Source organism: Wolbachia endosymbiont (group A) of Rhinocyllus conicus (genome assembly GCF_947250775.1).
Classification (GTDB): domain Bacteria; phylum Pseudomonadota; class Alphaproteobacteria; order Rickettsiales; family Anaplasmataceae; genus Wolbachia.
Window position 1 is genome coordinate 91,197 of the sequence record NZ_OX366349.1, and the last position, 24,482, is coordinate 115,678.

General features: G+C 35.7%; 21 protein-coding genes, 1 tRNA gene and 2 pseudogenes. 14 read left to right on the forward strand and 10 right to left on the reverse strand.

The window, feature by feature from the left end; translation table 11 throughout:
- Positions 1-12: 12 nt before the first annotated feature.
- Positions 13-1,296: a hypothetical protein gene (locus OOK92_RS00430; RefSeq protein WP_264735905.1), complete on the reverse strand. Its 1,284-nt coding sequence runs from the start codon at positions 1,294-1,296 to the stop codon at positions 13-15.
- A gap of 143 nt (positions 1,297-1,439) precedes the next feature.
- On the opposite strand from OOK92_RS00430, the gene serS reads away from it, so the two are divergent.
- From serS to OOK92_RS00445, 3 genes are all read left to right on the forward strand, one after another.
- Complete coding sequence (gene serS, locus OOK92_RS00435) at positions 1,440-2,717, forward strand: serine--tRNA ligase (RefSeq protein WP_264736420.1); 1,278 nt, start codon at positions 1,440-1,442, stop codon at positions 2,715-2,717.
- A gap of 34 nt (positions 2,718-2,751) precedes the next feature.
- Positions 2,752-4,023, forward strand: a complete 1,272-nt coding sequence (gene purD / locus OOK92_RS00440) for a phosphoribosylamine--glycine ligase (RefSeq protein WP_253307305.1) — start codon at positions 2,752-2,754, stop codon at positions 4,021-4,023.
- A gap of 374 nt (positions 4,024-4,397) precedes the next feature.
- The gene (locus OOK92_RS00445) at positions 4,398-4,562 is read left to right on the forward strand and encodes a hypothetical protein (protein WP_264735906.1); all 165 of its coding nucleotides are present in this window, start codon (positions 4,398-4,400) and stop codon (positions 4,560-4,562) included.
- Positions 4,563-4,718: 156 nt separating this feature from the next.
- Here the strand turns inward: OOK92_RS00445 and OOK92_RS00450 are convergent, their stop codons facing one another.
- Entirely contained in the window at positions 4,719-5,675 is a 957-nt protein-coding gene (locus OOK92_RS00450) for an IS5 family transposase (protein ID WP_264735368.1), read from the reverse strand.
- 176 nt (positions 5,676-5,851) lie between these two features.
- On the opposite strand from OOK92_RS00450, the gene OOK92_RS00455 reads away from it, so the two are divergent.
- The 4 genes from OOK92_RS00455 (at position 5,852) to OOK92_RS00470 (ending at position 9,396) form a co-directional block, all read left to right on the forward strand.
- On the forward strand, positions 5,852-5,992 hold the full coding sequence (locus tag OOK92_RS00455; protein WP_264735907.1) for a hypothetical protein: 141 nt from the start codon (positions 5,852-5,854) through the stop codon (positions 5,990-5,992).
- Positions 5,993-6,152: 160 nt separating this feature from the next.
- Entirely contained in the window at positions 6,153-6,752 is a 600-nt protein-coding gene (locus OOK92_RS00460) for a peroxiredoxin (protein WP_264735908.1), read from the forward strand.
- Positions 6,739-7,668, forward strand: coding sequence for a thioredoxin-disulfide reductase (trxB, locus tag OOK92_RS00465; protein WP_264735909.1), 930 nt, complete (start codon positions 6,739-6,741; stop codon positions 7,666-7,668). The genes OOK92_RS00460 and trxB overlap by 14 nt, the downstream gene beginning before the upstream one ends.
- A gap of 228 nt (positions 7,669-7,896) precedes the next feature.
- On the forward strand, positions 7,897-9,396 hold the full coding sequence (locus tag OOK92_RS00470) for an ankyrin repeat domain-containing protein (protein WP_264735910.1): 1,500 nt from the start codon (positions 7,897-7,899) through the stop codon (positions 9,394-9,396).
- On the opposite strand, the gene OOK92_RS00475 is transcribed toward OOK92_RS00470, so the two are convergent.
- From OOK92_RS00475 to tldD, 5 genes are all read right to left on the reverse strand, one after another.
- Positions 9,341-10,273, reverse strand: coding sequence for a tyrosine recombinase XerC (locus tag OOK92_RS00475; protein ID WP_264735911.1), 933 nt, complete (start codon positions 10,271-10,273; stop codon positions 9,341-9,343). The two genes, OOK92_RS00470 and OOK92_RS00475, sit on opposite strands and share 56 nt — an antisense overlap.
- 2 nt (positions 10,274-10,275) lie before the next feature.
- Positions 10,276-11,664 (reverse strand): dihydrolipoyl dehydrogenase, encoded by a 1,389-nt coding sequence (gene lpdA, locus OOK92_RS00480; RefSeq protein WP_264735912.1) that lies wholly within the window; start codon positions 11,662-11,664, stop codon positions 10,276-10,278.
- The gene (locus tag OOK92_RS00485) at positions 11,657-12,766 is read right to left on the reverse strand and encodes an outer membrane protein assembly factor BamB family protein (RefSeq protein WP_253309341.1); all 1,110 of its coding nucleotides are present in this window, start codon (positions 12,764-12,766) and stop codon (positions 11,657-11,659) included. The genes lpdA and OOK92_RS00485 overlap by 8 nt, the downstream gene beginning before the upstream one ends.
- A 284-nt stretch (positions 12,767-13,050) precedes the next feature.
- Positions 13,051-13,314, reverse strand: coding sequence for a hypothetical protein (locus OOK92_RS00490; protein ID WP_264735914.1), 264 nt, complete (start codon positions 13,312-13,314; stop codon positions 13,051-13,053).
- 569 nt (positions 13,315-13,883) lie between these two features.
- Positions 13,884-15,302 carry a metalloprotease TldD gene (tldD, locus tag OOK92_RS00495; protein WP_264735915.1) on the reverse strand — a complete coding sequence of 473 codons (1,419 nt, stop codon included), beginning with the start codon at positions 15,300-15,302 and terminating at the stop codon, positions 13,884-13,886.
- A 62-nt stretch (positions 15,303-15,364) separates the two neighbouring features.
- On the opposite strand from tldD, the gene OOK92_RS00500 reads away from it, so the two are divergent.
- From OOK92_RS00500 to OOK92_RS00520, 5 genes are all read left to right on the forward strand, one after another.
- Positions 15,365-15,449: transfer RNA gene (locus OOK92_RS00500), tRNA-Leu, on the forward strand.
- Between the two features lie 70 nt (positions 15,450-15,519).
- Positions 15,520-15,990 (forward strand): hypothetical protein, encoded by a 471-nt coding sequence (locus tag OOK92_RS00505; protein ID WP_264736421.1) that lies wholly within the window; start codon positions 15,520-15,522, stop codon positions 15,988-15,990.
- 81 nt (positions 15,991-16,071) lie between these two features.
- Positions 16,072-16,455, forward strand: coding sequence for a hypothetical protein (locus OOK92_RS00510; RefSeq protein WP_253309343.1), 384 nt, complete (start codon positions 16,072-16,074; stop codon positions 16,453-16,455).
- 152 nt (positions 16,456-16,607) lie between these two features.
- Positions 16,608-17,315: a uroporphyrinogen-III synthase gene (locus OOK92_RS00515; protein ID WP_264687969.1), complete on the forward strand. Its 708-nt coding sequence runs from the start codon at positions 16,608-16,610 to the stop codon at positions 17,313-17,315.
- Positions 17,315-18,094, forward strand: a complete 780-nt coding sequence (locus OOK92_RS00520) for an exodeoxyribonuclease III (protein WP_264328846.1) — start codon at positions 17,315-17,317, stop codon at positions 18,092-18,094. Before OOK92_RS00515 ends, OOK92_RS00520 begins: the two co-directional genes overlap by 1 nt.
- Before the next feature lie 37 nt (positions 18,095-18,131).
- Here OOK92_RS00520 and OOK92_RS00525 read toward each other — a convergent pair whose 3' ends face one another.
- Entirely contained in the window at positions 18,132-19,199 is a 1,068-nt protein-coding gene (locus tag OOK92_RS00525; protein ID WP_406722715.1) for a hypothetical protein, read from the reverse strand.
- Between the two features lie 59 nt (positions 19,200-19,258).
- Positions 19,259-19,972, reverse strand: a pseudogene (locus OOK92_RS00530) (DNA polymerase); the annotation flags it as partial.
- A 221-nt stretch (positions 19,973-20,193) separates the two neighbouring features.
- Between OOK92_RS00530 and OOK92_RS00535 the strand changes: the two are divergent.
- Positions 20,194-21,216 carry an IS110 family RNA-guided transposase gene (locus tag OOK92_RS00535; protein WP_264735356.1) on the forward strand — a complete coding sequence of 341 codons (1,023 nt, stop codon included), beginning with the start codon at positions 20,194-20,196 and terminating at the stop codon, positions 21,214-21,216.
- Positions 21,217-21,288: 72 nt separating this feature from the next.
- Positions 21,289-21,546 carry a phage tail assembly protein gene (locus OOK92_RS00540; protein ID WP_264735355.1) on the forward strand — a complete coding sequence of 86 codons (258 nt, stop codon included), beginning with the start codon at positions 21,289-21,291 and terminating at the stop codon, positions 21,544-21,546.
- Positions 21,547-21,854: 308 nt separating this feature from the next.
- Here OOK92_RS00540 and OOK92_RS00545 read toward each other — a convergent pair.
- A pseudogene (locus OOK92_RS00545) lies at positions 21,855-23,723 on the reverse strand (DNA polymerase); the annotation flags it as partial.
- Between the last annotated feature and the right edge of the window lie 759 nt (positions 23,724-24,482).

Genomic DNA, 24,482 nt, shown 5'->3' on the forward strand with positions numbered 1-24,482 from the left:
CTTCATTGTAAACTATATAGCAAACTGAGCTGTATTCTGCACCCTTGAGGTAAGAGAGGTGTCCGTTCCTGGTGGAAGATCGCATAAAAGCCCGTTTTCTAGATCTTCCTTCCATTTTTCATCTTCCATAAGCGCTTTTGTAAACTCTCTTCTTTTCTTTTGCAATTGTTCTGGATTAGGCTTGTATTCCGATAACTCTGCGTCAATTTCATCAAATGATTTACCTTCGTTGAGCATTTGCGTAATCCTATGAGCGTTTTCCAATGCAAATATTCCACAATTATGTCCATCGCTTTGTTGTTTGGCTCCGGAGCTTCTTATATTACAGTTCTCTATTTCCAAAACTGCTTCCAGTGCGCTCACTATATTATCAGTATTTATTGGGACATTAATTAATTCATTTTTCTTGTTCCGACACGTTTGTGCTGTCTCTTTGACATCTTTACTCATTTCTTTTTTTCCTTGCGCATTCAACTCACTAGCTTGATCAGTAAGAGGTGTAACCAATTCTTTAATTGCATTTGCAAGTTCTATTTTCTTACGTTGACTACCAGGACTTGGTAAATCAGCACTAAAAGAATCACAATAATAAGCTCTAAATTGTTTATTATCCGAGTTGTATGCAACAACTAGCGTTACCCAATGATTACCACCCAAATTAATAACTGAAGTAAATATCCTTTTCGAACTCTCTCGTCCTGCTTTATTTTTATATTCTCCCAACCTTTCACTCAAGGTTTCAAGATTACCAGGAATACAGAAGAATACACCATCCGTAAAACCTTCTGAATACTTATATTTAATTCTTGCAATATTAGCAATATCATGTTGCTGCAACCAGTAAGCGTAATTCTTTCTATTTGTTTGATGCACAAGAGTGTCCAAATTTTCATGAAACTCTTTACCACCCAAACCACTACCCAAAGAGCTTCTACGACTACTGTTCCTTGAATCGGGTTCACTGCCTGGTACAATACCATTATCTCCATCTTGAGTTTTTTGCTCACCTTGACCTGCTCCTTTTCCATTAATATAGTTCTTTGCTAAGTAAAATAAAGGTTCAACAACCATTTTGTATGCTACTGTAAGAATTATTCCCATTAAAACCCAAACTATGGGGTTAGAGATGAGCATAGCAAGTGGAAAGGTCAATAGAGGGAATCCTATTATCAACCCCAAATAGCCAACAGCAAATGTGGCTGCTAGGCATACACAAGTAGCGTAGATAACGAATTTTCCACCAGCAAAGTAAGTGCTCTCTTTAAATTGATTATATTTTTTTATGATGCCCGACATACTATATCCTATGAACGCTAAGTTAATTAAATTTTAACAAATTCTAACAAAAAAATCAACCATAATAATTTTAGTAGTATGAGAAAATATTGAATATTAAGAGCTTTTGAAGTACAGTAATAATGTTAGTAATAGCACAATATATGCACGATATAGAATATATACGCAAAAACCCTGAAGGATTTGAAAAGGCAATGAAAAGCAGGGGGATAAGAGAGTTTACTGCAAAAGAGGTATTAGAAATTGATCACGAGAAAAGGTCATTAACCACTAAATTGCAAGATTTAAATAGGCAGCGCAATGAAATCACAGAGGAAATAAAGAAGCTTAAAATGAGCAAGAGCCCTTGTGAAGAGCAAATAGAGTTGTCAAAAGACATCACGAATGAGATAGAGGCAATTAGCTTAAAGGAACAAGCAGAAAAGGATAAGTTAGTGAATGTTTTATCTAACTTGCCGAATATTCCTGCGCAAGATGTGCCAATAGGCGCAGATGAGAACTCTAATTTAGAGGTGAGAAGATATGGAGGAAAAAGACAGTTTGATTTTGTACCAGAATCTCATTATGAACTCGGAGAAAAATTAGGTTTAATGGACTTCGAACAAGCGGCGAAAATTTCCGGATCAAGATTTGCGATATTAAAAGGACAGTTAGCTAAGCTTGGACGAGCGCTAATAAATTTTATGCTTGAAATGCATGTTAATGAATTTGGCTATACTGAGGTGTACCACCCAGCTTTGGTGAAAAACGAAGCTATGTACAATGTTGGTCAGCTACCGAAATTTTCTGACGATTCGTATTTAACTACCGACGAATTGAGGTTGATTCCCACAAGTGAAGTGTTTTTAACAAATTTGGTTGCTGATAAAATAGTAGAGGAAAAAGAACTGCCTATTCGTTTTACTGCGTATTCAGAGTGTTTTCGTAAAGAAGCAGGCAGCGCAGGGCGAGACACGAGAGGCATGATAAGGCAACACCAATTTGGTAAAGTGGAGTTGGTGAGTATTACAACTGAAGACCAATCAAATGATGAACTTGAGCGCATGACGAATGTTGTTGAAGAGATATTAAAAAAACTAGAATTACCGTATAGAGTAATGCTACTGTGTAGTGGTGATATGGGTTTTGCTGCACAAAGGACTTATGACATAGAGGTATGGTTACCTGAGCAAAATAAATATAGAGAAATATCAAGCTGCTCAAATTGTGGTGCATTTCAAGCAAGAAGGATGAACGCTAAATACTCTTCAGAAACTGATAAAAAGATAAAAAAATATGTTCACACTTTAAACGGCTCAGCTTTAGCTATAGGAAGAACGATTGTTGCCATAATGGAGAATCATCAAAATTCTGACGGGTCGATTGCAATACCAAACGTGTTGCAAAAATACATGAGTAATGATACTGTTATAAGCAAATAATAATTTTGACATATAGAAAAGCGAGGAAATAAAGATGAAGGTTCTGGTTATAGGTTCTGGTGGACGTGAGCACGCTCTACTTTGGGCTCTAAAAAAATCTCCTATCTTGACTGAGTTATATGTAACTCCTGGTCGCCAAGCTATGAAAGATCTTGGGACTCTTGTGGATGTAAATATTCAAAATTCAGTGGATGTTACACAATTTTGCAAGAGAGAAAATATAGAGTTGGTTGTTATTGGTCCAGAACAACCAATAATTGATGGGCTTGCTGATGATTTAGTTGCAGAGGGAATAAATGTTTTTGCTCCGAGTCAAGCAACTGCAAAACTTGAGGGATCAAAGTCTTTCACCAAAGGACTATGCAAGCGATATGGCATACCAACTGCCAAGTACGAGTGTTTTGTTGATGAAGGATTAGCTAAAGATTTTGTACGTAGCAATAAAATAAAGTTTCCACTTGTAGTGAAAGCAAATGGAATTGCGGCAGGGAAAGGCGTGATGATATGTTGCGCAGAAAACGAAGCTTTTTCAGCAATAGATTCAATGCTAGTGGAGAAAGAATTTGGTGAATCAGGTGAAGAAATAATCATAGAAGAATTTTTAATTGGAGAAGAAGTAAGCTTTTTTGCTCTTGTTGATGGGTTGAAAGTAGTAACTCTTGGGTGCGCAAAAGATTATAAGAGAGTGAATGAAAATAATGAAGGCCAAAATACTGGGGGTATGGGATCGTACTCATCACCTTCAATTATAAGTAAGGACATGGAGCAAAAAATCATCCAAAAAATAATATACCCTACAGCTCAAGCATTGGTTAACATGGGTACGCCTTATAAGGGAGTACTCTTTGCTGGTTTAATGATTTGCAGAGATGGCCCAAAACTTCTCGAGTATAACGTTAGATTCGGTGATCCAGAAACGCAATCTATATTACCTAGATTTGATTCAAATTGCGATTTGTTAAAATTGATGTTGTCAGTTGCAGAAGGAAAGTTAAATGTCAAAATGGTGGAACTTAACAACAAATCTACAGTTTGTGTAGTTGTTGCAAGTAAAGGCTATCCGGGTGATTATCAAAAGGGAGAAGTAATTAAGGGATTAGATAAAATTGAAAGCATTCCTGGTATATTGGTATTTCACGCTGGTACTAAATTAGATGAGAGTGGTAATTGGGTTTCAGATGGCGGAAGAGTGCTAAATATAGTAGCAGAAGGGAGCACTATAGAGGAAGCCAAAAGTAAGGTGTACTCAGCATTAAATTTTTTAGAATGGCCAGGGGGCTTCTTCAGATACGATATTGGTAGTTAATGTTAGCTGTCGGTTAGCAGGTAGCTCACAGAAATGCAAAACTTACTTGACAAACTCCGCCAGCCCCCTTATCATGAAACTGAAGGTATTCAGTTATCTTCATCTGTGCAGATTAAACAGCAAAAAAACAACGTAGTTGGCGTCTTATTTTTAATTTTTTGCACTATGTGCACCTTATGTCTTCACAACATTTCTGGGTTTTTACCCACACAAGCTGAAACGCGCTTATAAGTCGTTTAAGACAGTATAGTACGCCAATTTGCAGGATTAGAGAGTGAACACTAATTACCACGGGGTTTCTTTTGCCTTTTTTTCTGCTTAGTAAATTTCTTAAACATTTGAACTAAGGTGAGTTGCACTTAAAAGCAGCTAAATTGCAGTGTTTAAGACTTAAAAAAACGCCAATACAGAAAATAGACAATGACCAGGGCTTCTTTTGCCTTTTTTTTCGTTTAGTAAATTTCTTAACGTTTGTAGCTAAACGACAATCGTCATCCCGCTGCTTGTTAGCGGGATCTAGAGATACCGTGACGGTATGACGAGGGAGAACAGTTAGCGGCTGAGATACCGCGAATGAATCGCGGTATGACGTAGGACTGCTGTCATTCCAGTACTCCTTTTTTTGTCATCCCAGTGCGTGACACTGGGATGGCTTTGTTGCATAGCACCTTAAGCAGTGATGGTTTACGACAAATTTATGTAATGATTTCAAATTTAGCCATACCAATATCAGTGAATTTGTTGAGCAAATAGCACTTAATTAGTAATTCTTTTTCACGATTTACTTCAGATTTATTCCTAAAGCTAAATCCAAATACTTGCTTCAACCTTGAGAAAAATCCTTCTATGTAAGATCTCTTTCCATAAATTGCTTCCTTTTTCCACTCTTTTACACCATCTTGTCCATATAATTTTATTAACCTAATAGCAGCATTCCTGTCAGACATATAATCTATTTTTGAATGTTCTGCTGCATCCTTTTTTGGTAGAACTTTTGTCTTTATATCGTATTTCTTACACAATTTATAAAGTTTGTGCCTATCGTATGCCCTATCTGCATATAATGCTTTTATTTTGTGCTGAAAATTAACTTCTTCAAGCAAATCGCAAGCTCCATAGTGGTCAGAGTAGACGCCATTACTGTATCTTGCAGCTATAGCTTTTTTACTATTCACACTTAACATAACATGTAACTTTCTTACTTGCTCGTAGCTTCGGTACTTTCTATCTGCACTGTTTTCCTTACTGTGGCCAGGAGTGTTACTGTAAATGCTGATACTTGTGCTATCTATGATAATTTCAATATTTTCCATGTTGCTTTTATCAACCCTGCAATCATTTATCTTAATATTAAGTTTTTTAAACCTTCTTGATGCTTGTGAATAGCTGATAACTGCCAAATTTTTTCCTATTTGTTGCAGATATCCTTTTATAAACCCCACCGTTTGTCTTAACCCAATTCTAAAAAGATTGACAATTATATGCACCAAAATTACGACTTTATCACTGTAAATATAGTTGCCGCCCTGCATTTTTGGACTATTTTCATACCAATTTTCGATAGCTTCATCGATGTAACGAAAAATATTTCCCCTTTTTTCAAGGAATTTGTTATATTCGTTTTGGTTACTGACTTTCATTTTCTGTGGCATATTTTTTCTTCAACAGTTAAATGGTTATTTATAATGAATTTTGTCAGTAGCCACCAGATTTTTTCGGTTGCTATGCAACAAAGCCATCCCAGTGTCACGCACTGGGATGACAGGAGAAGGTACTAGCCTGACAACCGTCATCCCGCTGCTTGTTAGCGGGATCTATGTGAGATACCGTGAATAAATCACGGTATGACGTAGAAGCTATACTTTTATGCTTACCAACCCAATCAAAATCCTGGATCCCGCTACATGTTAGTGGGATCTATGCTAAGAGATACCGCGGCGGTATGACGGTTCATGGTGGAATGACGTAGAATTTTATACTCACCAACTCAGTGTCCAATCTGGATTGTATCTTATCGGTAAAAAAGAAGAGCTATTTTAGGAAGTTTTTATAGGGCTAAAACTAAAGAAAACTTGCATATAAGTTCATCAAGTGTAAAATTAGAGTTGTTTTAAAAGAATAGGTTAATTATGAATCTTGTAACAAAATCTGCTATCGATTTTACTGCTTCAGCTGTTCTCTCCGGCGGAGAAATTGTTGATGATTTCTGTCTGAGTAAGCACATAAAAAATAAGTATGCTGTCCTTTTTTTCTATCCACTTGATTTTACTTTTGTTTGCCCAACTGAATTGATATCGCTCAATAATAGAATAAATGAGTTTGCAAAGCGTGGTATTGAAGTGATAGGAATAAGTGTAGATTCAAAATTTTCACATTATAAATGGCGAAACACTCCAGTTAATGATGGTGGTATTGGAGAGGTTAGCTACACTTTAGTGTCTGATATCAAAAAGTCTATATCAAGAGACTATGGGGTCTTATATGATGACTCAATTGCGCTGAGAGCAACTTTCGTTATTGATGATAAATTTATTGTACGTCATCAATCGATAAATGATTTCCCTTTAGGGCGTAATATCGATGAATTCGTTAGAATCATTGATGCAATTAAACATAATGAGGAGCATGGTGAAGTATGTCCAGCAGGGTGGAAAAAAGGTAAGCCAGCAATGCAGGCAAGCGATGAAGGAGTAGCTGATTATCTAAACTCATACAGTGAAGAATTATAGATTTAGTACAAAAGTTCTTATTATTGGATCTGGAGCAGCGGGTTATGCTGCTGCTATATATGCAGCACGTGCAAACTTAGAGCCAATTGTAGTAACGGGAATGCAGCCTGGTGGTCAGCTTACAATTACTACAGATGTTGAAAACTATCCTGGTTTTGTTTCAATACAGGGTCCAGAACTAATGGAGCAAATGAGGTTGCATGCAGAACAGGTTGGAGCAAAAATAATAGATGATGAGATAAAAAGCGTTGAACAACTTGAGGATTCTAATGAGTATAGGTTTAGATCTTCTGGTAATACTAATGACTACTATTCAGATGCAATTATAATTGCATCTGGTGCGCAAGCGAAGTGGCTTGGTCTCAAGAGTGAAAAGGAATTTCAAGGTTACGGAGTTTCGGCTTGTGCAACTTGTGATGGTGCATTTTTTAGGAATAAAGTTGTAGCCGTGATTGGTGGTGGAAATACCGCTGTTGAAGAAGCAATATTTTTAACTCGATTTGCCAAAGAAGTGATATTAATACACAGGCGTGATAAATTGAGAGCGGAAAAGGTAATGCAAGATAGGCTCTTTAAAAATGATAAAATAAAAGTAATGTGGAACCATACCGTAGAGCAGATTCTTGGAGAAGAAAATCCGAAAAAAGTTACTGGTATTATAGTTAAATCAACAGAATTGAAAGTCGATGGAGTGTTTATTGCAATTGGGCATGCACCAAATACGGGTATTTTTAAAGGCTTTGTTGAAATGGATGAGCAGGGTTATATAATTACAAAACCTGGAACAACTTTAACTAGTAAAGCAGGAGTATTTGCTGCAGGTGATGTACAAGATAAGGTATATCGCCAGGCAGTAGTTGCAGCAGGAACAGGGTGCATGGCTGCACTTGATGCAGAGAAGTTTTTAGAGTCGTAGTTAATTAACTCAGAATTAGGATTTTACAGCTAAAGTGACTTAAGTTCATCGATAATTTTAAAAACAAAAATTCGTCATTCCGCTACTTGTTAGCGGAATCTATGCTGAGATACCGCGGCGGTATGACGTAGGAAAACCTTTCTTGGGTTAGCTATAGATAAATCGCTTGCAATTTTCCTTTTTTTTTACATAATTATATTAGTAAATCATTAATAAAGAGGGTTTAGTATGCCTTATAGAAACGGTGTAACATATTATGGAGCTTATGGAGGTGGTGATAACACGGCATCGCAAGCTCGAAATCCGACAACTTCAAGACAGCTAAGTGAATCAACACAAAAGTTATTTAAGGCTATTGATAATGGAAATCTAGAAGCTTTTAAACAAGCTCTGACAGAAGATGCGAATGTTAATGCGTTTGATAAAGAAGGCATGACACCTTTGGTGTCCATAGTTACTAATTTGTCTGCAGGCTCTGAAGCAGAAAAAGAATATCAGAATATGATTAGGTTACTTCTACTGCACCAGAGAATAGATGTTAATATTTGTGAAAAAGGTAATGACAATACAGCTTTACATCTAGCAATGTGCTTTCAACAAAGGGAAGCTTTACAACTCTTGCTCAGTCACCCAGACATAAAAACTTATCTAGTCAATAAAGAACAGCAAAATCCTAATGGATGTGCTAAACAAAATCGTGCTGAGTATTTGATAACAGAACTACAAAAAGCACGAAAAGGAAAAGAATTATTAGATGCTCTTTCTATCGGAAACATTTACCAAGCGAAAAGACTATTAAATCAAGAGCTTAATCCTAATTGCTGGAAAAGAACCCAAGATGGAAGAATCAAAACACCACTTAGCTTAATTATCAAATCATGTTTACAAGGAATAACACAAGAAAACGAAGAAGTATTGACTAAACTTTTAAAACATAAAGACCTAGATTTTAGTCAAATAAAGCCAATACGAGCTATAGAGCAAAATTCACGGTTGAAGAAAATAATTGAACAAGCTATTACAGAGCGATTAACTGATGCTATTAATAGAAAAGATTTAGGTGATGTAAAAGAATTGGTAGAGGATAATTGTTTCATAAATCGTGCAATTGTTACTGCTGCATTTGAAAGTATTGAACGTATCAGAAATTATCTAAATGAAAAATTCCCTACAAGTGCAGAGCAACCTGTAGCAAATACGAATAATATACCAGCAGGTTTTGAGGAGTTTGCACAAAAACTTGTAGATGAACTTGAAAAGATAAAAGCTCAACTTGCAGAAACAGAGCAAAAGCTGGATAAGGTTGTGCGTGAAAAAACGAGCGAAACTAGCAAAATTTCACAATTAGAAAGAGATTTGAAACAAGTAAGGGAAGAAAGAGATAGGCTTTCATCAGAAAATAGACGGCTCCGTACTAAAAGTCTGAGTAATAAAAACGAAAAATCCTCACAAGCAATTTCTCCTGGTAAAAAACAAAGCAACTATGCTTATGCATTTTTTATATTATCTGGAGCATTGACTGGTTGTGTAGGTTTAGCAATTTTATACGATTATCTAGTAATAGGTGCTTGTCTTACAGCAGTTGCACTGGTCCTTTTTTTAGTAGGATATTATTTATGTAAAGCGGATGAACGAGATATAGGACCTGGTGGTACCACCGACAATCCTCAAGTTACAAGGGTTTTGATTTCTTCTCCAGGCCCTGCTGAAAATTTTTGTACATGTTAAAAACATCTTGATAATTGAGGTGAGTGTAAACTTGAGTGGTCTCAAGACTCGAATGACCAAGCAGTTGTTGTATTGATCTTATGTCAATATCTTCCTGAAGCAAATGAGTAGCAAAACTATGACGAAATGCATGTGGAGATAAAATTTCTGGTAAATTTAACATTCTCCTTATTTTCTGCAAACGATTGGCCACATAAGTTCTTCCCAATTTTTTTCCTCTTACTCCCAAAAAAAGATATTGTGTTTCATCATTAATGCCAAGATAAGGACAGGCTTTTACATATTCCTGTATACATTTTTTTACTACCGGAAGAATGAATACCTGCCTTTGTTTATCTCCCTTACCTGTTACTATTAAACTTTCATTGTTAATATCACTAACCCTAAGGTTCAACGCTTCACTGATTCTTAAGCCTGTACCATATAGCAGGACGATAATTGCAATTTCTCTTTTTACCACCCAAGGTTCGCTCAAGTCAGATAATTTCATTTCTTTCACCAAAGTTTTTATATCAGGTATTGATAATGCTTTGGGCAGAGTTCTTCTCTGAATTGGCCTTGATAAGGAAAATACAGCTTCATTGTCTATATTGTAGTTGTTTTTTATGTACTTGAAGAAATTTCTGATTACTGAGAGTGCTCGAGCGTTAGATCTTGCATTCACACCTCTTGCATAACGAGAGGTAAGCCAACTTCTTAACTCAGGTATACTTAAATTTTTCAGAGTACCAACATTTACTTCTCCACCAATGTGAGTATTTAGGAAACTTATAAGATCCTTCAAGTCCCTCATGTATGACTCTAAAGTGTTTGGTGAATAAGATCTGTTGCACCTCAGCCACTCATACCATTTTTCAATGATTGAACCGAGGTCCACAATTATTTTTTAAAGAAAGCATCGATGCACGCATCTCGAAAGGCTTCATTTATATCAGGATGAGAGTGACAAATTCTGTATATATCCTCTGCTGCTGCGCCATATGCCATTGCAACCGCTGCTTCGTTGATTAGCGTATCAGCGTATGCTCCTATGATATGCACACCTAGTATTGTATCTGCTCTGCTACAAGTCAACACTTTCACGAATCCTTCAGCATCATCAGTGATTTTTGCTCTGCCGTTTGCAGCAAATTGACATTTACCAACTTTGTACTTATAGCCAGCATTTTTGAGTTCCTCTTCGGCTTTACCGATCGAAGAAACCGCAGGGTGAGTGTAAATGACAGATGGTATAATTTCATAATCAACGTGAGGTGACTGTCCTGCTATTATCTCTGCAACTGCCACTCCTTCTTCCTCTGCTTTATGAGCAAGCATTGCTCCACCAATCACATCACCAATAGCAAATATTCCTTTCACATTAGTTTCATATCTGTTGTTAACTTGAACGAAACCGCGATTATCTTTTTCTATTTTTTCATCAATACCAAGACCATCAGTACATGGTTTGCGTCCTGCTGCCACCAATACCTTATCCGCCTCTATAGTGTTTGTTTGATTATCTTTTACAGAGCAAACTTTCACACTCAAAGAGTTACTACTTTGTTTTATTCCCTCAACTTTAGTGCTAAGTAAAAATTTTATTCCTTGTTTTTGTAGACTAGAAAGTAGAGACTTACTTAATTCTCCATCCATTGCTGCAGCGATTCTGTCAAAAAATTCTACTACAGTGACTTCAGACCCTAGCCTCCTCCATACAGAAGACATTTCAAGCCCTATTGCCCCGGCTCCGATTACGACAAGTTTTTTTGGTACTTCAGTTAAAGACAATGCACCAGTTGATGAAATAATACTTTTCTCATCGATATTAATTCCTGGCAAAGAAATAACGTCAGAACCGGTTGCAATTACTATATTTTTTGTCTTCAGCACCTTATCTTCAACTGAAACTTCAAGATTACCTTGGTCAAAAGAAGTAATTTTCCCAAGTCCATTGATTTTAGTGATTTTGTGAAGGTTAAACAGATATTCTATACCTTTTCCAAGTTCCTGAACTCTGGCGTCCTTATAGCCTAGCATTTCTTTTAAATCGAAACTTGCATCCTTAATTTTTATGCCAAGCTTCGACAGATCATTTTTCGTGTGAGCATACTGATAGGAAGAATGAAGTAGTGCTTTGGAAGGTATGCACCCAACTCGCAAGCATGTACCACCAAAAATGCTATTTTTATCTATGCAGGCAACTTTCAATCCAAGTTTTGCAGCAGCGATAGCACACTTATAACCGCCTGGACCACCACCTATAACAATCAGGTCATAATCAATCATAAAGAACAAACCTATTTTCTAAAGAATAAACACCATTTCCCTCAGTTGTTACATATATTTTATCGTGAGTAAACACTGGAGTGTGAAACACATTACCAGGTACTTTGATTACCTTTCCTGCACTTTCAGATCCAGGAAAAGCAAGCATTGAACCTTTATTGCTTGTCACCCACAGTGTATGGGCATGCACAATTGGAGCAAACAATTGCGTATTTTCTATTAAATCAGATGCCCAGACTGTTTCTCCATTTTTTATATCCAGGCCGATTATTTTATTATCTTCAGTTACTATAAAAATTCTTCCGCCTTCTTTTTGTTTCTCTGCAGGAATAAGAGGACTATAATACGACTCAATGTCTGATACACTTTTTACTTGCAGTGACTTTGACCACAAAATATTTCCTGATTTCACGTCAATACCATAAATATAAGAATTGTTTGTAGCTATTAAAGTATCGCCAAGCACTCTCGGTGTAGTAGTTACATCTGTGAGCTGTGTATCCAAAAGGTTTGTAGCCAATTTTTGGCTCCACAATTTTTTACCGTCTTCATTAAAAGCTATTAACTCACCATTTGAAAATGGTGCTATTATTTTATCGTTAGAAATTGTTGGCGATATGGAATACAAACCTCGAACCTCATTGATACCGTTTTGATAAGCCCAAACGGAGCTGCCATCTTTTATATCAAACACGTACAGATAATTATCAATAGTCAATACTACCAATTTATTATTTATTACTGCTGCTTTCCCTCTTACTGGAGCTCTCAATTCTTTTTCCCACTCAATCTTGCCAGTTTTTGCATCTATTGCGTGTAAAGTGTTATCCACTATAAAGAAAACATTTTTTTCATAATGCGATAGGCTCATGTTACCAATTTTTTTCCTACGTGAGAGGTGTAATTTCCAATTCATAGCCTTTGAGTTATCAATATCAAAGGAATATAAAGCGCCGTGCTTGTCTGATAAAATAACGCTATCTTCTGTAAGCACTGGAGCTACATATCCTTGAGATAGTTTTTTATCCACTAGACTTATTCGCTCGCTTGCCATTGTGTAACTGCTACACAATAACATTATTATAACAATTATTACTTTCATTACTTAGTTGAGAACAAGATTTATTAATATACATACTAGAAATCTTAATCACAATGAAAATGTTCTTGTTGTACGTTGAAACATTGATTTATGAACAGAATATTATATTATTATGTAAAAATCATACTCTTAGAGGTAATACACCTCATCCACTATGCGGCAACGTGCATAGCTGTATGAACATTGAGATATAAAAGTAATTTATACCAGGAAGAAAGATGTCATCCAAGTAGCTTGACTACTTGGATCCAGATTGGATACTGAGTTGGAGTATAAAAGTATAGCTAACGCGAGCTCTGCGTCATACCGTGATTAATTCGCGGTATCTCAGCCGCTAACACATAGCGGGATGACAGCAATCCTACGTCATGCCGCCGCGAACCGTCATACTGCCGCAGACCGTCATACCGCGATTCATTCGCGGTATCTCTTAGCATAGATCCCGCTAACAAGCAGCGGGATGACAGCAATCCTACGTCATGCCGCCGCGAACCGTCATACTGCCGCAGATCGTCATACCGCGATTCATTCGCGGTATCTCTTAGCATAGATCCCGCTAACACGTAGCGGGATGACGATTCTTCAAATCGTCAAGGTGTCATCCGAGTAGCTTGACTACTTGGATCCAGAAAACTTAACTTTAAATAAGTGGCTGCATAATAAAGACTAGATTCCAGCGTCACGCGCTGGAATGACACCATTTTCGGTCTCTTAAATTGCTTTAGCTACAAACATTAAGAAATTTACCAAACGAAAAAAAGGCAAAAGAAGCCCCGTGGTGCGAGTTTTGACTCTATATTACTGTAAGTGGCGCTGTAATAATGTGCTAACGCTTAAAATAAGCGCGATTTGGCTGAATGTAGAAAAAATAAAAAAGACATGCAGCCGCTATAATTTTATGTAATCCGCCAATAAATACCCTGAGTTTTTTACTGAATTTTGTCATTGAGCCTGCAGGTCAAAAACAAGTTTTGAGTCATAAATACCCTTATTGTCGTAATAAGGAGGCTGGCGAAGTTTGTCAAGTAAGTTTTTTCGTTTCTGCGGGCTACTTGAATAACGGCTACAATGTTTGTACAATTGTTCGTCATGCGCTGGAACCCGTTTTAGCCCTTATCTATATCTCAGTTCCACCAACAGTTATTGCGTCGACTTTGAGTGTTGGTTGACCAACTCCAATGGGCACATTTTGTCCATCTTTTGAGCATGTGCCAACACCGGGGTCCAACTTTAAGTCGTTGCCAACCATGGATACTTTTTTTAGCACTGTTGGCCCATCACCAATTAGTGTTGCTCCTTTGACTGGCTGTGTAATTTTACCATTTTCTATTAAGTAAGCTTCTGAAGATGAAAAAACAAATTTCCCTGACGTTATATCAACTTGCCCACCACCGAAATTTACTGCATACAGACCTTTCTTTACGCTAGATATTATTTCTTCCGGCGTATGTTTCCCTGGTAACATATAGGTGTTTGTCATGCGCGGCATAGTAACTTCTTTATAACTTTCTCTTCTACCATTACCAGTTGGATTCACACCCATGAGTTTAGCATTCATATGATCCTGCATGTAGCCTTTGAGAATTCCATCCTCTATCAACACATTATAACTGGGTGGAGTACCTTCATCATCTATGCTAATAGAACCACGCAAATTAGGCAGAGTTCCATCATCAACTACTGTGATGCCACTAGCTGCTACTTGTTTACCAATAGAATTTGAAAATGCTGAGACTCCTTTACGATTAAAATCGCCTTCGAGTCCATGACCCACAGCTTCATGCAACAATACTCCCGGCCAGCCCGGACCTAGAATAACTGTCATTTCTCCGGCTGGAGTTGGAATTGCTTCAAGATTTACCAGTGCTTGTTCCAAAGCCTGGTTTGCAACTTCTTTCCACTTTTTCTCAGAAATAAACTTACTATAAGAATCCCTTCCACCGTGTCCTGCGGAGCCTCTCTCGGTACGGCCATCCTTTTCTACAATGACTAGCACATTAAAACGTACCAGAGGCCTGATATCGCTTAATCTGTGATCACCCTTTATTATTTGTACGACTTGCCATTCTCCACTTAGAGTTATTTTTACTTGCTTCACGCAGTTATTTTTGGACCTTACATACTCATTAACCTCATTGAGTAGTTTAATCTTTGAATTCAGATCCATTTCATTTGTAGGGTTAATCCTCGAATATAGGCTTTTTGTCTCTTCGTTTAAATTTATTGAATTTGTCTTGTTTAAAGACACTGAGCTTTTTACCATAGAAGCAGCATTACTAATTTCTTTTTCGCTAATCTCAGAAGAACAAACGAAAGATGTACTATCCTCACAAAAAGACCTTAAACCAAATCCCCTTCTGGTATTCAAATCCACGTGTTTTAATATATTGTCATCAAAAACTAGGGACTCCGACTGGCAAAATTCTAGAAACAGCTCACCACCATCGCTATTGCTCAAAGCGTTATTGACTATTTTATATACGTTATTAATATTAACATTGTTTTGAGCGAAAAATATTTGATCTAGATTTGGCATTACCTTTGAACTAAAAATTGTTTAAGTATATTATTTAACTTTAACATAGTAAACTATAAAAAGCCCGGGTGGCGGAATTGGTAGACGCGCTAGCTTCAGGTGCTAGTAACTTTTTAAGTTGTGGAAGTTCAAGTCTTCTCTCGGGCACTCTTAGCTTCCATATTGCTTGTTGAATTAGTTAATGCTACAATATAACGTATTAGGTAATATTTATGCTATGTATGGTGAAAAAGATAAGTTAGCCTACAGAAAGAAGGTACGAACTTACTCGAAACGCTTAGTTACTACACTATCTACTGCTTCTTTTATTGGATATATAGCAGCATTAGCCTTTAGTATTCCTGTCTTAAGTCTGTATTTTAGTATTGCCGGCACTATATTAAGTGTACTTTCGTTTGCTTTAAATATATGGTCATTAAAGGATCATTTCCTACAGAAGCAACTTGGTGTAGCAGGACAAAAAAAACTAACAAAGATCTGTCTTGATATTACATCTAACGTTTCGTTTTTAATAGGAGGAATTGCATCTATATTGCCTCTCGAATCTCCTATCATTCCTTTTGTTTCTACTGCCTTTTTTATTCTAGGCTGTACCTTTATGGCAGTTAATATCGTTCGGACTTTGATCAGCAAACCACAGGCAGAAAAACCTACTGATACCCTCTCTCCATCTGTAAAAGCAGTTTAAGTGTCAACAAGTTAACTTATTTGACTTGTATAGGAATATTAGCTATAATATTAATAGTTTAATAATAAAAGAGGTTAGTATATGGATTTTTTAAACAGTCACCCAGATTTTTTTGAGGATAATGCTTATTATGTAATATCTGAATATAATACGGATAATCGAGATCTTACAGATCTTAGTACATATGTAGTAGAACGTGATGCATATGAGAATTTGGTATTCAAAAACTTATATACATATATACGTTCCGATGGAAACGTACATAAAGATATAATGCTTAATCCAAAATCTTTACAAATAGAAGAGAGGATAGAAGATAGCAGAATCGAACAGTGTTATACAAATAACTATAAGATAGATAATGGAACTTTATCTTTAGATGAGAGAGAATTAGTATTCAATATAACTCCAGGTAAATGGAATGATTCAACAGAGTTCAATGTAATTAGCATTAGAAAAGTATAAGTGAATTTAAAGCTTAGTGGTAAATAGGGGACTGAGTATCCTTATTTCAACATCAATTACTTGAATAGTTGCTCAAGCCATCAAAATAAAAATTTTTATTCAGTAATTTGTGTATAAAGGGTACTATTTTACTAGTAGTGAAATAAATCAGAATGAAGTCTATTTTATTAACGAGGCCTTTATTGGATTCGTTCAATACAAGAAATATATTGAGAAAGTATGGATACAAAGTTTTTATAGAACCAGTATTCACAATAAAGTACTTAAATCCTGATATATCTGCGTACGAATTTGACGTTGTGATATCTACAAGTAAAAACAGTGTAAAGGCTTTTAGTCAAATATGCAAAGAGGATGACTTTCCGATTATTACAGTTGGTAATTCAACCATGCAGGCTGCAAAAAATTTGGGATTTTCTGATATAATCTCAGCAGACAGCAACGTTGATGGTCTGATATCATTCATAAAAGCTCATTATTCAAACGCAATAAAGTTCTTGTATATAAGGGGACAAGAAGTATCATGTGACCTAAAAAAGAGATTATCTGAAGAAGATTTTAATGTAAGAGAAGTTGTACTCTATAAAACAATTATAAAAAGGAGTCTAACTAATAGGTGTAAAAATTTACTGTTGGATGGTAAAATTGATAGTGTTGCTTTTTTTTCCTCACAGACAGCAAGGGTATTTTGTTCATTAGTTCTAAAAAGTGGGCTATCTCATGTGATGAATAATACAGTTGCATATACCATGAGTAAAAACATTGCTGATAGTTTAAGGTTAATCAAATGGAAAAAAATTATAACATCGAGGTTGCCTACTGGGGAGAGTTTAATTGATATAATTAATAAGGATTGTTGATGCTAAAGATTGCAACTTGGAATGTAAACTCCATACGTAAAAGAGTTAACCAACTTTGTAGTTTTATAGTTGACAGTCAGATAGATATAGTTTTGCTGCAAGAGATAAAATGTACGGAAGAGCAATTTCCTTATGTAGAGATAGAAAAGTTAGGATATGAATATGCTATCTATGGACAAGTTGCAAGAAATGGCGTTTGTGTTTTATCTAAATATCCGATACTGGAAAAATTAAAAATTGATGTTGTAGAGAGTCATCAAGAAGCACGTTATATAGAATGTGTGATAAAACACACCAATCATAAGGTAAGGGTAGGAAGTGTATACGTTCCAAATGGTCAAAGCCCAGACTCTCATATGTTTGAGTATAAACTCAAGTTTTTTGATAACCTATATGAAAGGATGAGCACTTTGTTGAAAAATGAAGAGTTAACTATTATAGCTGGCGATTATAATGTTGCACTGGATGAAATTGATGTTTTTGATTCAAATTTATTGAATGGCCAAGTGTGCTTTCATATAAAAGAACGTGAGAAGTTAAGAGCAATCTTGAATCTTGGGTTTAAAGACACGTTTAGAATATCCCACCCCAATTTGCAACAATTCACTTGGTGGCATTATCAAGGCAATTCACTCAGAAACAATCAAGGAATGCGAATAGATTATATGCTACTATCGCCACAAGCTGTAGATAAATTGGAAACATGCTACATAGATGATAGATTGCGTAAGCTAGAAAACCCGTCTGATCATACTCCTGTTGTATGCGTTATAGAATAATAGTAGACCTCTTACACAACTCACTTTATTGGCAAACTCAGGTAGTCTTACTTGGTTGCTGCCCTGTGGTTTTTTGCTGATCTAAAGTAACTTGTTCAAGCACAGTAGACTGCTCACTCTTTTGAGTAAGTTGCTCCTCAGTTGTTACAGCAGGTTGATTACCCTGCCCAGTTTCATTAACTTTGGATCCTAAAATTTTACTAATACCATCAAGAATTTTCCCATCCCATCCTTCTTTTTTCTTTTCATCTCGTGAATGAGGGTTATATAAAGTACCTTTTTTGTCATTTGAAAAAAGAACCTCCACTCCCCCTTTTATGGCGAATATTGTACCAATAACGGCAGCAACTATCGCGAGTGTAATAGGACCAAAAATTAATATTGAAGCAATGGAAAAAGAAATAGGAAGAAAAATCTTACGTAAGAATGCTGTTGCCATCTCTTCATCACTGAGTGGTGGTTCATCCTCTTCTTTTTTATCTTTACCTAAGAATGGTATTTTTTCTTTCACCCCATTCATAAAAGAGCTGGAAATATTTTTTGGGTCTATCTTTATTCCAAACGGCCACCCAGCAAGCTTTATGAATGAATCTTTAGCTTCTGTACCACGTATATCAGCTACACATTCAGCTACTTCTTGCTTTATTTTGTCATTCTTTAAATTCTCTTCACTAGCTAAATTTTTTTCTCTAATTTTTTCAAATACGGAAAGTAAAAGCTGACAAAAGTTTTCTTCACTTAGTAACTTTATATCTTCTTGATTAATATTATTGAATATACCTTCATGATTTTTTGATATAAAAGTAAAAATTTTCTTTTCATTTCCATTCTGTAATCGCTCTAATCGTTCATCTAATGACTTCAGATCATCCTGTAATTCTTGTTTTTCTCGATCTGGAAGTTCTTCTTTCAATTTCTGTTCCTTCTTTTCTATTTCCTGTTTCGTTTGCTTTTTTAGATTTTCTAGAGTTTCTGGATTTTCTAAAGTATCTAGGAAAGCACGATAGATTAACTGGTGCTCCTCGTTTTTAAATTTAAAAACTTTCTCATCTTTGTTAGTTACCTGATTTGAAGGCTCCAAATTCTTTGTTTGTGGAGTTAATATTTTTGTCATAACTGAGTTACTCACATTTACTATACTTTAATTGTAGCATATTTTTCATATTAATTCAAATAATCTATACTCTTAGAATCCGCCATGTTTAAGTCATAATTAAGAGCCCAGTTGTCGCCAATTTTTATTTCTACTTCAAGTGGTATAGAAATTTCTATTGCATTTTCCATTACGTCTTTCATAAGTTTTGCTGTTTCTTGCACCTTTTCGTCCTCTACTTCAACCAGTAGTTCATCGTGAACCTGGAGGATTATTTTACCTATCTTCAGCTGATCAAAAAGCTGAATCGTCGCACGTTTTATTATATCAGCAGCGGTTCCTTGCAGTGGTGCATTTATTGCTGCCCTTTCTGCAAATTGTCTTACATAAGGAATTGTATTGTTTATGTCTCTTACAAAGCATCTCCTGCCAAACAAAGTTTCTACATAACCATGCAATCTTGCGATAGACACTGCTTTTTCCATATAGACCTTTATTTCTGGGTAACAGGAAAAATAGTAATTAATGTATTCAGCAGCTTCCGCAATGGTAATTCCAAGCCGTTTTGCAAGGCCAAACGGGCTGATTCCATATATAATTCCAAAATTAATGGATTTTGCTTTGCGTCTTAATTGCTCATCTATTTCTTGCACTCCAAAAACTTGCCTAGCGGTGATATCGTGAATATCTTGTCCGTTTGCAAAAGCTTCTTTAAATGCTGCAACGTTTGCAACGTGTGCCAGGAGCCTCAATTCTATTTGCGAATAGTCAGCAGAGATTATCTTGTATCTTGAAAAAAGCATCTGGTGTTTTAAGCTTAAGCATTAGGTGGAGAAGGGAATAACTTTGAAGATTATCTTAGATATAAAATCTGTTAGCAAGACAAGAGTTCCCTTCTCAAAAGTACAGGCTGGACGGTATCATAGAAAGACCTAAATGGTTCTAATTCTGTATTCACAAGGTAAGCCTTACTTTTCATTTTTAATAGTAGTATATGGAGTTACATATGATCAACAACTTTTTAGGTATAGATGTTTCAAAAGAACACTTTGATGTTTCTCTCTCATTTATAAGTAAAAAAGGAAAACGTGAAACTAGAAAACGGAAGTTTAAAAACGATGATACAGGGTTTCAAGGTTTGCTGAACTTTCTACAAAAACATAATGTAGAAGAAGTAAAAGCTTGCATGGAATTCACGGGTTGTTATAGCGAGGCTTTAGCTGAATTTCTATACAATGCTGGACATTTTGTTAGTGTTGTAAACCCAGCTTGCATAAGATTTTATGCAAAAAGTAAGCTTACACGACAAAAAAATGATCAGATTGATGCAGAGATTATTGCAGATTATTGTCAAAAACAGGAACCTTCCCGTTGGATGCCACCATCTCCTAAAAAGAAAAAATTAAAACATCTTTATCGTTGCTCAGATGCGTTAAAAAATGAGTTAACATTAGTAAATAATCATTTAGAAAAAAAAGAGAGACTATCTGAAGAAGTTGTAAATGCTTGGGAAAGCCTTGCAATGCACATAGAACAATCAATAGAAACAATAAAAAACTCCATACGTGAACTATTAAAACAACACAAAGATTTGTTGGAGGACTTTCAACTCCTATTAACTATTCCAGGAATAGGAGAAGAATCAGCAATAGCTATTTTAGCTGAAATTCCTGATATAAAAGCCTTTATAAATGCCAGGCAATTGGCAGCATACGCTGGAACTATACCACGAAATATAACATCAGGCTCATCTGTACATGCCAAGCCCAGATTAAGTAAAACCGGTTTACAAACATTACGTAAGGCAATGTATTTTCCTGCTATAGTAGCTAAGAATCACAATCCTATTGTTATGACTTTTTGCGAAAAATTAAAAGAAAAAGGCAAGCATGCTATGTCTATAGTTGGTGCTGCAATGCGTAAGTTACTTCATATAGTCTTTGGTGTTTTAAGTTCAAGAAAGGCTTTTGACCCAGATCATATCAAGAACTACAGAGCTAGAAGGTTGAATAAAGGTTTAGTACTTTAAAATTAAAAAATGCTTCCAATCTATATTAATTACAAAAGACTTTAGAATTTTATTTTTTAGGAGTGTAAACTTATGCAAACAATAATACTCAATAATCCAATAACAGTTGATGGGGTTTCTGTTGCAGAGCTAACTATTAGGCGTCCAAAAGTTAGGGATTATTTGGCAATTGAACGCTTAAATGGTAGTGACTTGAGTAAGGAAATCACCCTAACTGCAAATTTAACATCGGTTACGAAGGAAACTGTAGAAGAGTTGGATATTGCAGACTATGCTAAAGTACAAGAAGTGCTAAAGGATTTTTTTTCACCGATTATACAAAAAACTTGAGATCGAAAGTACTTGCACTCAGCTCTGTCACGGGTGGTGGAATTGAGCAAATACTCAATATGGAGATGGATGAGTTTATTCTATGGTGTAAAGCAACAAAGGAAGTTAAATGTTAATCTTGAATTTTCTTGCTGATTAACAAAATGGTATCTGAAGTTTAAAATCAAAAAATGCTCTTATCGCATCTTATGTGGAATAGTACCTTACACAAATTTATTAAATGTTGTTGGTTAGTGTATAACGCTATACAGGATGTGGGTTGGAAGTATTTTTTGATTACGGTACAGTTTGAATAATTTTTTTATTGACTCACAAGACGGTATCTTGCACCCTTTTGGCACAATAAATGCTTGTCTGATAAGATTTCCCTCTTCGCTTCTGATAGGAATATTCTGTAAATTAGGATTGCTGGAGCTCAGCCTTCCAGTTGCAGTTGCAGTTATTGAAAAGCTTGTGTGTATTCTATCATCGAGCGGATCAACCTGTTTTATTAATGCATCAGTGTAGGTACTCTTCAATTTACTTAAATGTCGCCAACTTAAAATTTTACCTGCAATTTCTACCCCTTCTTCTTCGAGTGCCTCTAGAACTTCATAATTGGTGCTATACGATCCAGATTTTGACTTTTTCTTTTTATTAAGCCCCATTTTATTAAATAAAACATCACTTAATTGTTTTGGTGACGCAATATTAAATCTTTCCTCTGCTAAGTTATATATCTCATCTTCAAGCGCGGCAATTACCTGCTGAAATTTATCGGACAGCTCCTGTAGTTTTTGAATATTTAGCAATATTCCATTTTTCTCCATATTAAATATCACTTTCATAAGTGGCTTATCGAAGCGCTCGTAAATTGTGAACAATTTTTCCTGAAATAACCTTTGCTTTAGCTTTTCATGAATTGCTATTAAAGTTTTTGCCGAGAAAATTTCTGCATTTTCACTCAAATTATGCGCAACTATGTTTGGAATACTGTGATCATGTTTTCCTGTATCCAAGCTATACGACATTATCATCAAATCATCAACTGAATCTAGCATCTTCTCCACTGCAGGGAAGATTTTCCTCATCTCTTTAATGTTATGTATTATTTTAAGCACCCCATTTGAGAGTAAAGTTGAGTTGATTGTAATGAGTGCATTTTGTATGCTATCTTGCTCTATACAAAAAATATTACTTTCGCTATAAGATAGACTTAATACATTGTTTTCAAGGTGGTAATGAATTGCAATTTTGCCTTCATATCTACAATGCTCCAAAAATTTCTCTAACTCTTCACTACTATATTCTATTTTCTCTTTTGTGCTAGATCCATTATAGGAAAAAAGCTTTTCTATTTTACCTATTAAGGAATTGAATTCATACTTCTTTAAAAAGGATAATAGTTTTTCCATATTTGGAGGGCGAACTTCACATTTTGCAATATCATGTTGAAGGTCTACTTTTTCGCATAGTGATAAAAGTTCTCTTGAAATTAGCGCTTTTTCCTTATGTTCAGCAAGAATATTACGAATCCTCGTTTGCTCGATGTTATCAATGTTCTCTATAATATTATTCAATGAATCAAATTCATCTAGTAATTTAGCTGCAGTCTTCGGACCTATTCCCGGAACGCCTGGAATGTTGTCAGATGCATCACCAGTTAGAGAAAATAAATCAAGAAGCTTGTGTGAGTTTACACCAAATTTTTCTATTACTTGTTTTTCATCTATATATATATTTTTAATGGGGTCGAATATTAAAATATTGTGGTTCAAGAGTTGAAATAAATCTTTATCTGATGAAACGACTACCACTTTAAAGTCTTGGTGGTTGGCGTATTTTGCAGCTAGTGTTGCGATTATGTCATCTGCTTCATAACCTTCAATTTCTTCATAGCTGAGGTTAAAAGCTTCTACCGCTTCCCTCAGTATGGTGAACTGTGGAATTAGATCCTCAGGAGGCGTTACTCTGTTTGCTTTGTATTCAGGATATAAATTGTGCCTAAAATTCTTTTTTCCTGCATCAAGTGCTATAGTTAAGTAGTCCGAATGGGCAATGTACTTAAGAACCATATTCAGAAAGCCATATACACCACCTATTGGCATTCCTGTTGTGGTAATTAAGTGAGGTAGTACATAGTAAGCTCTGAAAAGAAAACCATAGCCATCGATGATTGTGAAAGTTTTTTCTTTCATTGTAGATATTTATGCGTGCTTTTGATGGTCCACTATTTAGCTGCGAAAATCAAGTTTTTGTTTTTCTGCTTTTGAGCATTGTAAGAGATTCTGCCGAAAATAGCATTCATGCATGGTTATACCAATTAGACTTCTTGCATAACCATATAACATTGGGAATAGAAACGAAAAAGCTACTTGACAAACTCCGCCAGCCCCCTTATCATGAAACTGAAGGTATTCAGTTGTCTTCATCTGTGTAGATTAAACAGCAAGAAAACAACGTAGTTGGCGTCTTATTTTTAATTTTTTGCACTATGTGCACCTTATGTCTTCACAACATTTCTAGGTTTTTGCCTATATAAGCTGAAACGCGCTTATAAGTCGTTTAAGACAGTATAGTACGCCAATTTGCAGGATTAGAGAGTGACAACTAGCTAACACGGGATTTCTTTTGCCTTTTTTTCTGCTTAGTAAATTTCTTAAACATTTGAGATAAGGTGAGTTGCATTTAAAAGCAGCTAAATTGCAGTGTTTAAGGCTTAAAAAACGCCAATGTTTTTAAATAGATATTAATCGGGGCTTCTTTTGCCTTTTTTTTATTTGGTAAATTTCTTAATATTTGTGGCTAAACGACAATCGTCATCCCGCTACTTGTTAGCGGCTAAGAGATACCGCGGCGGTATGGCGGTGTAGATGATGGTTAAGTAATTCGTCATCCCGCTGCTTGTTAGCGGGATCTAGAGATACCGTGACGGTATGACGAGGGAGAACAGTTAG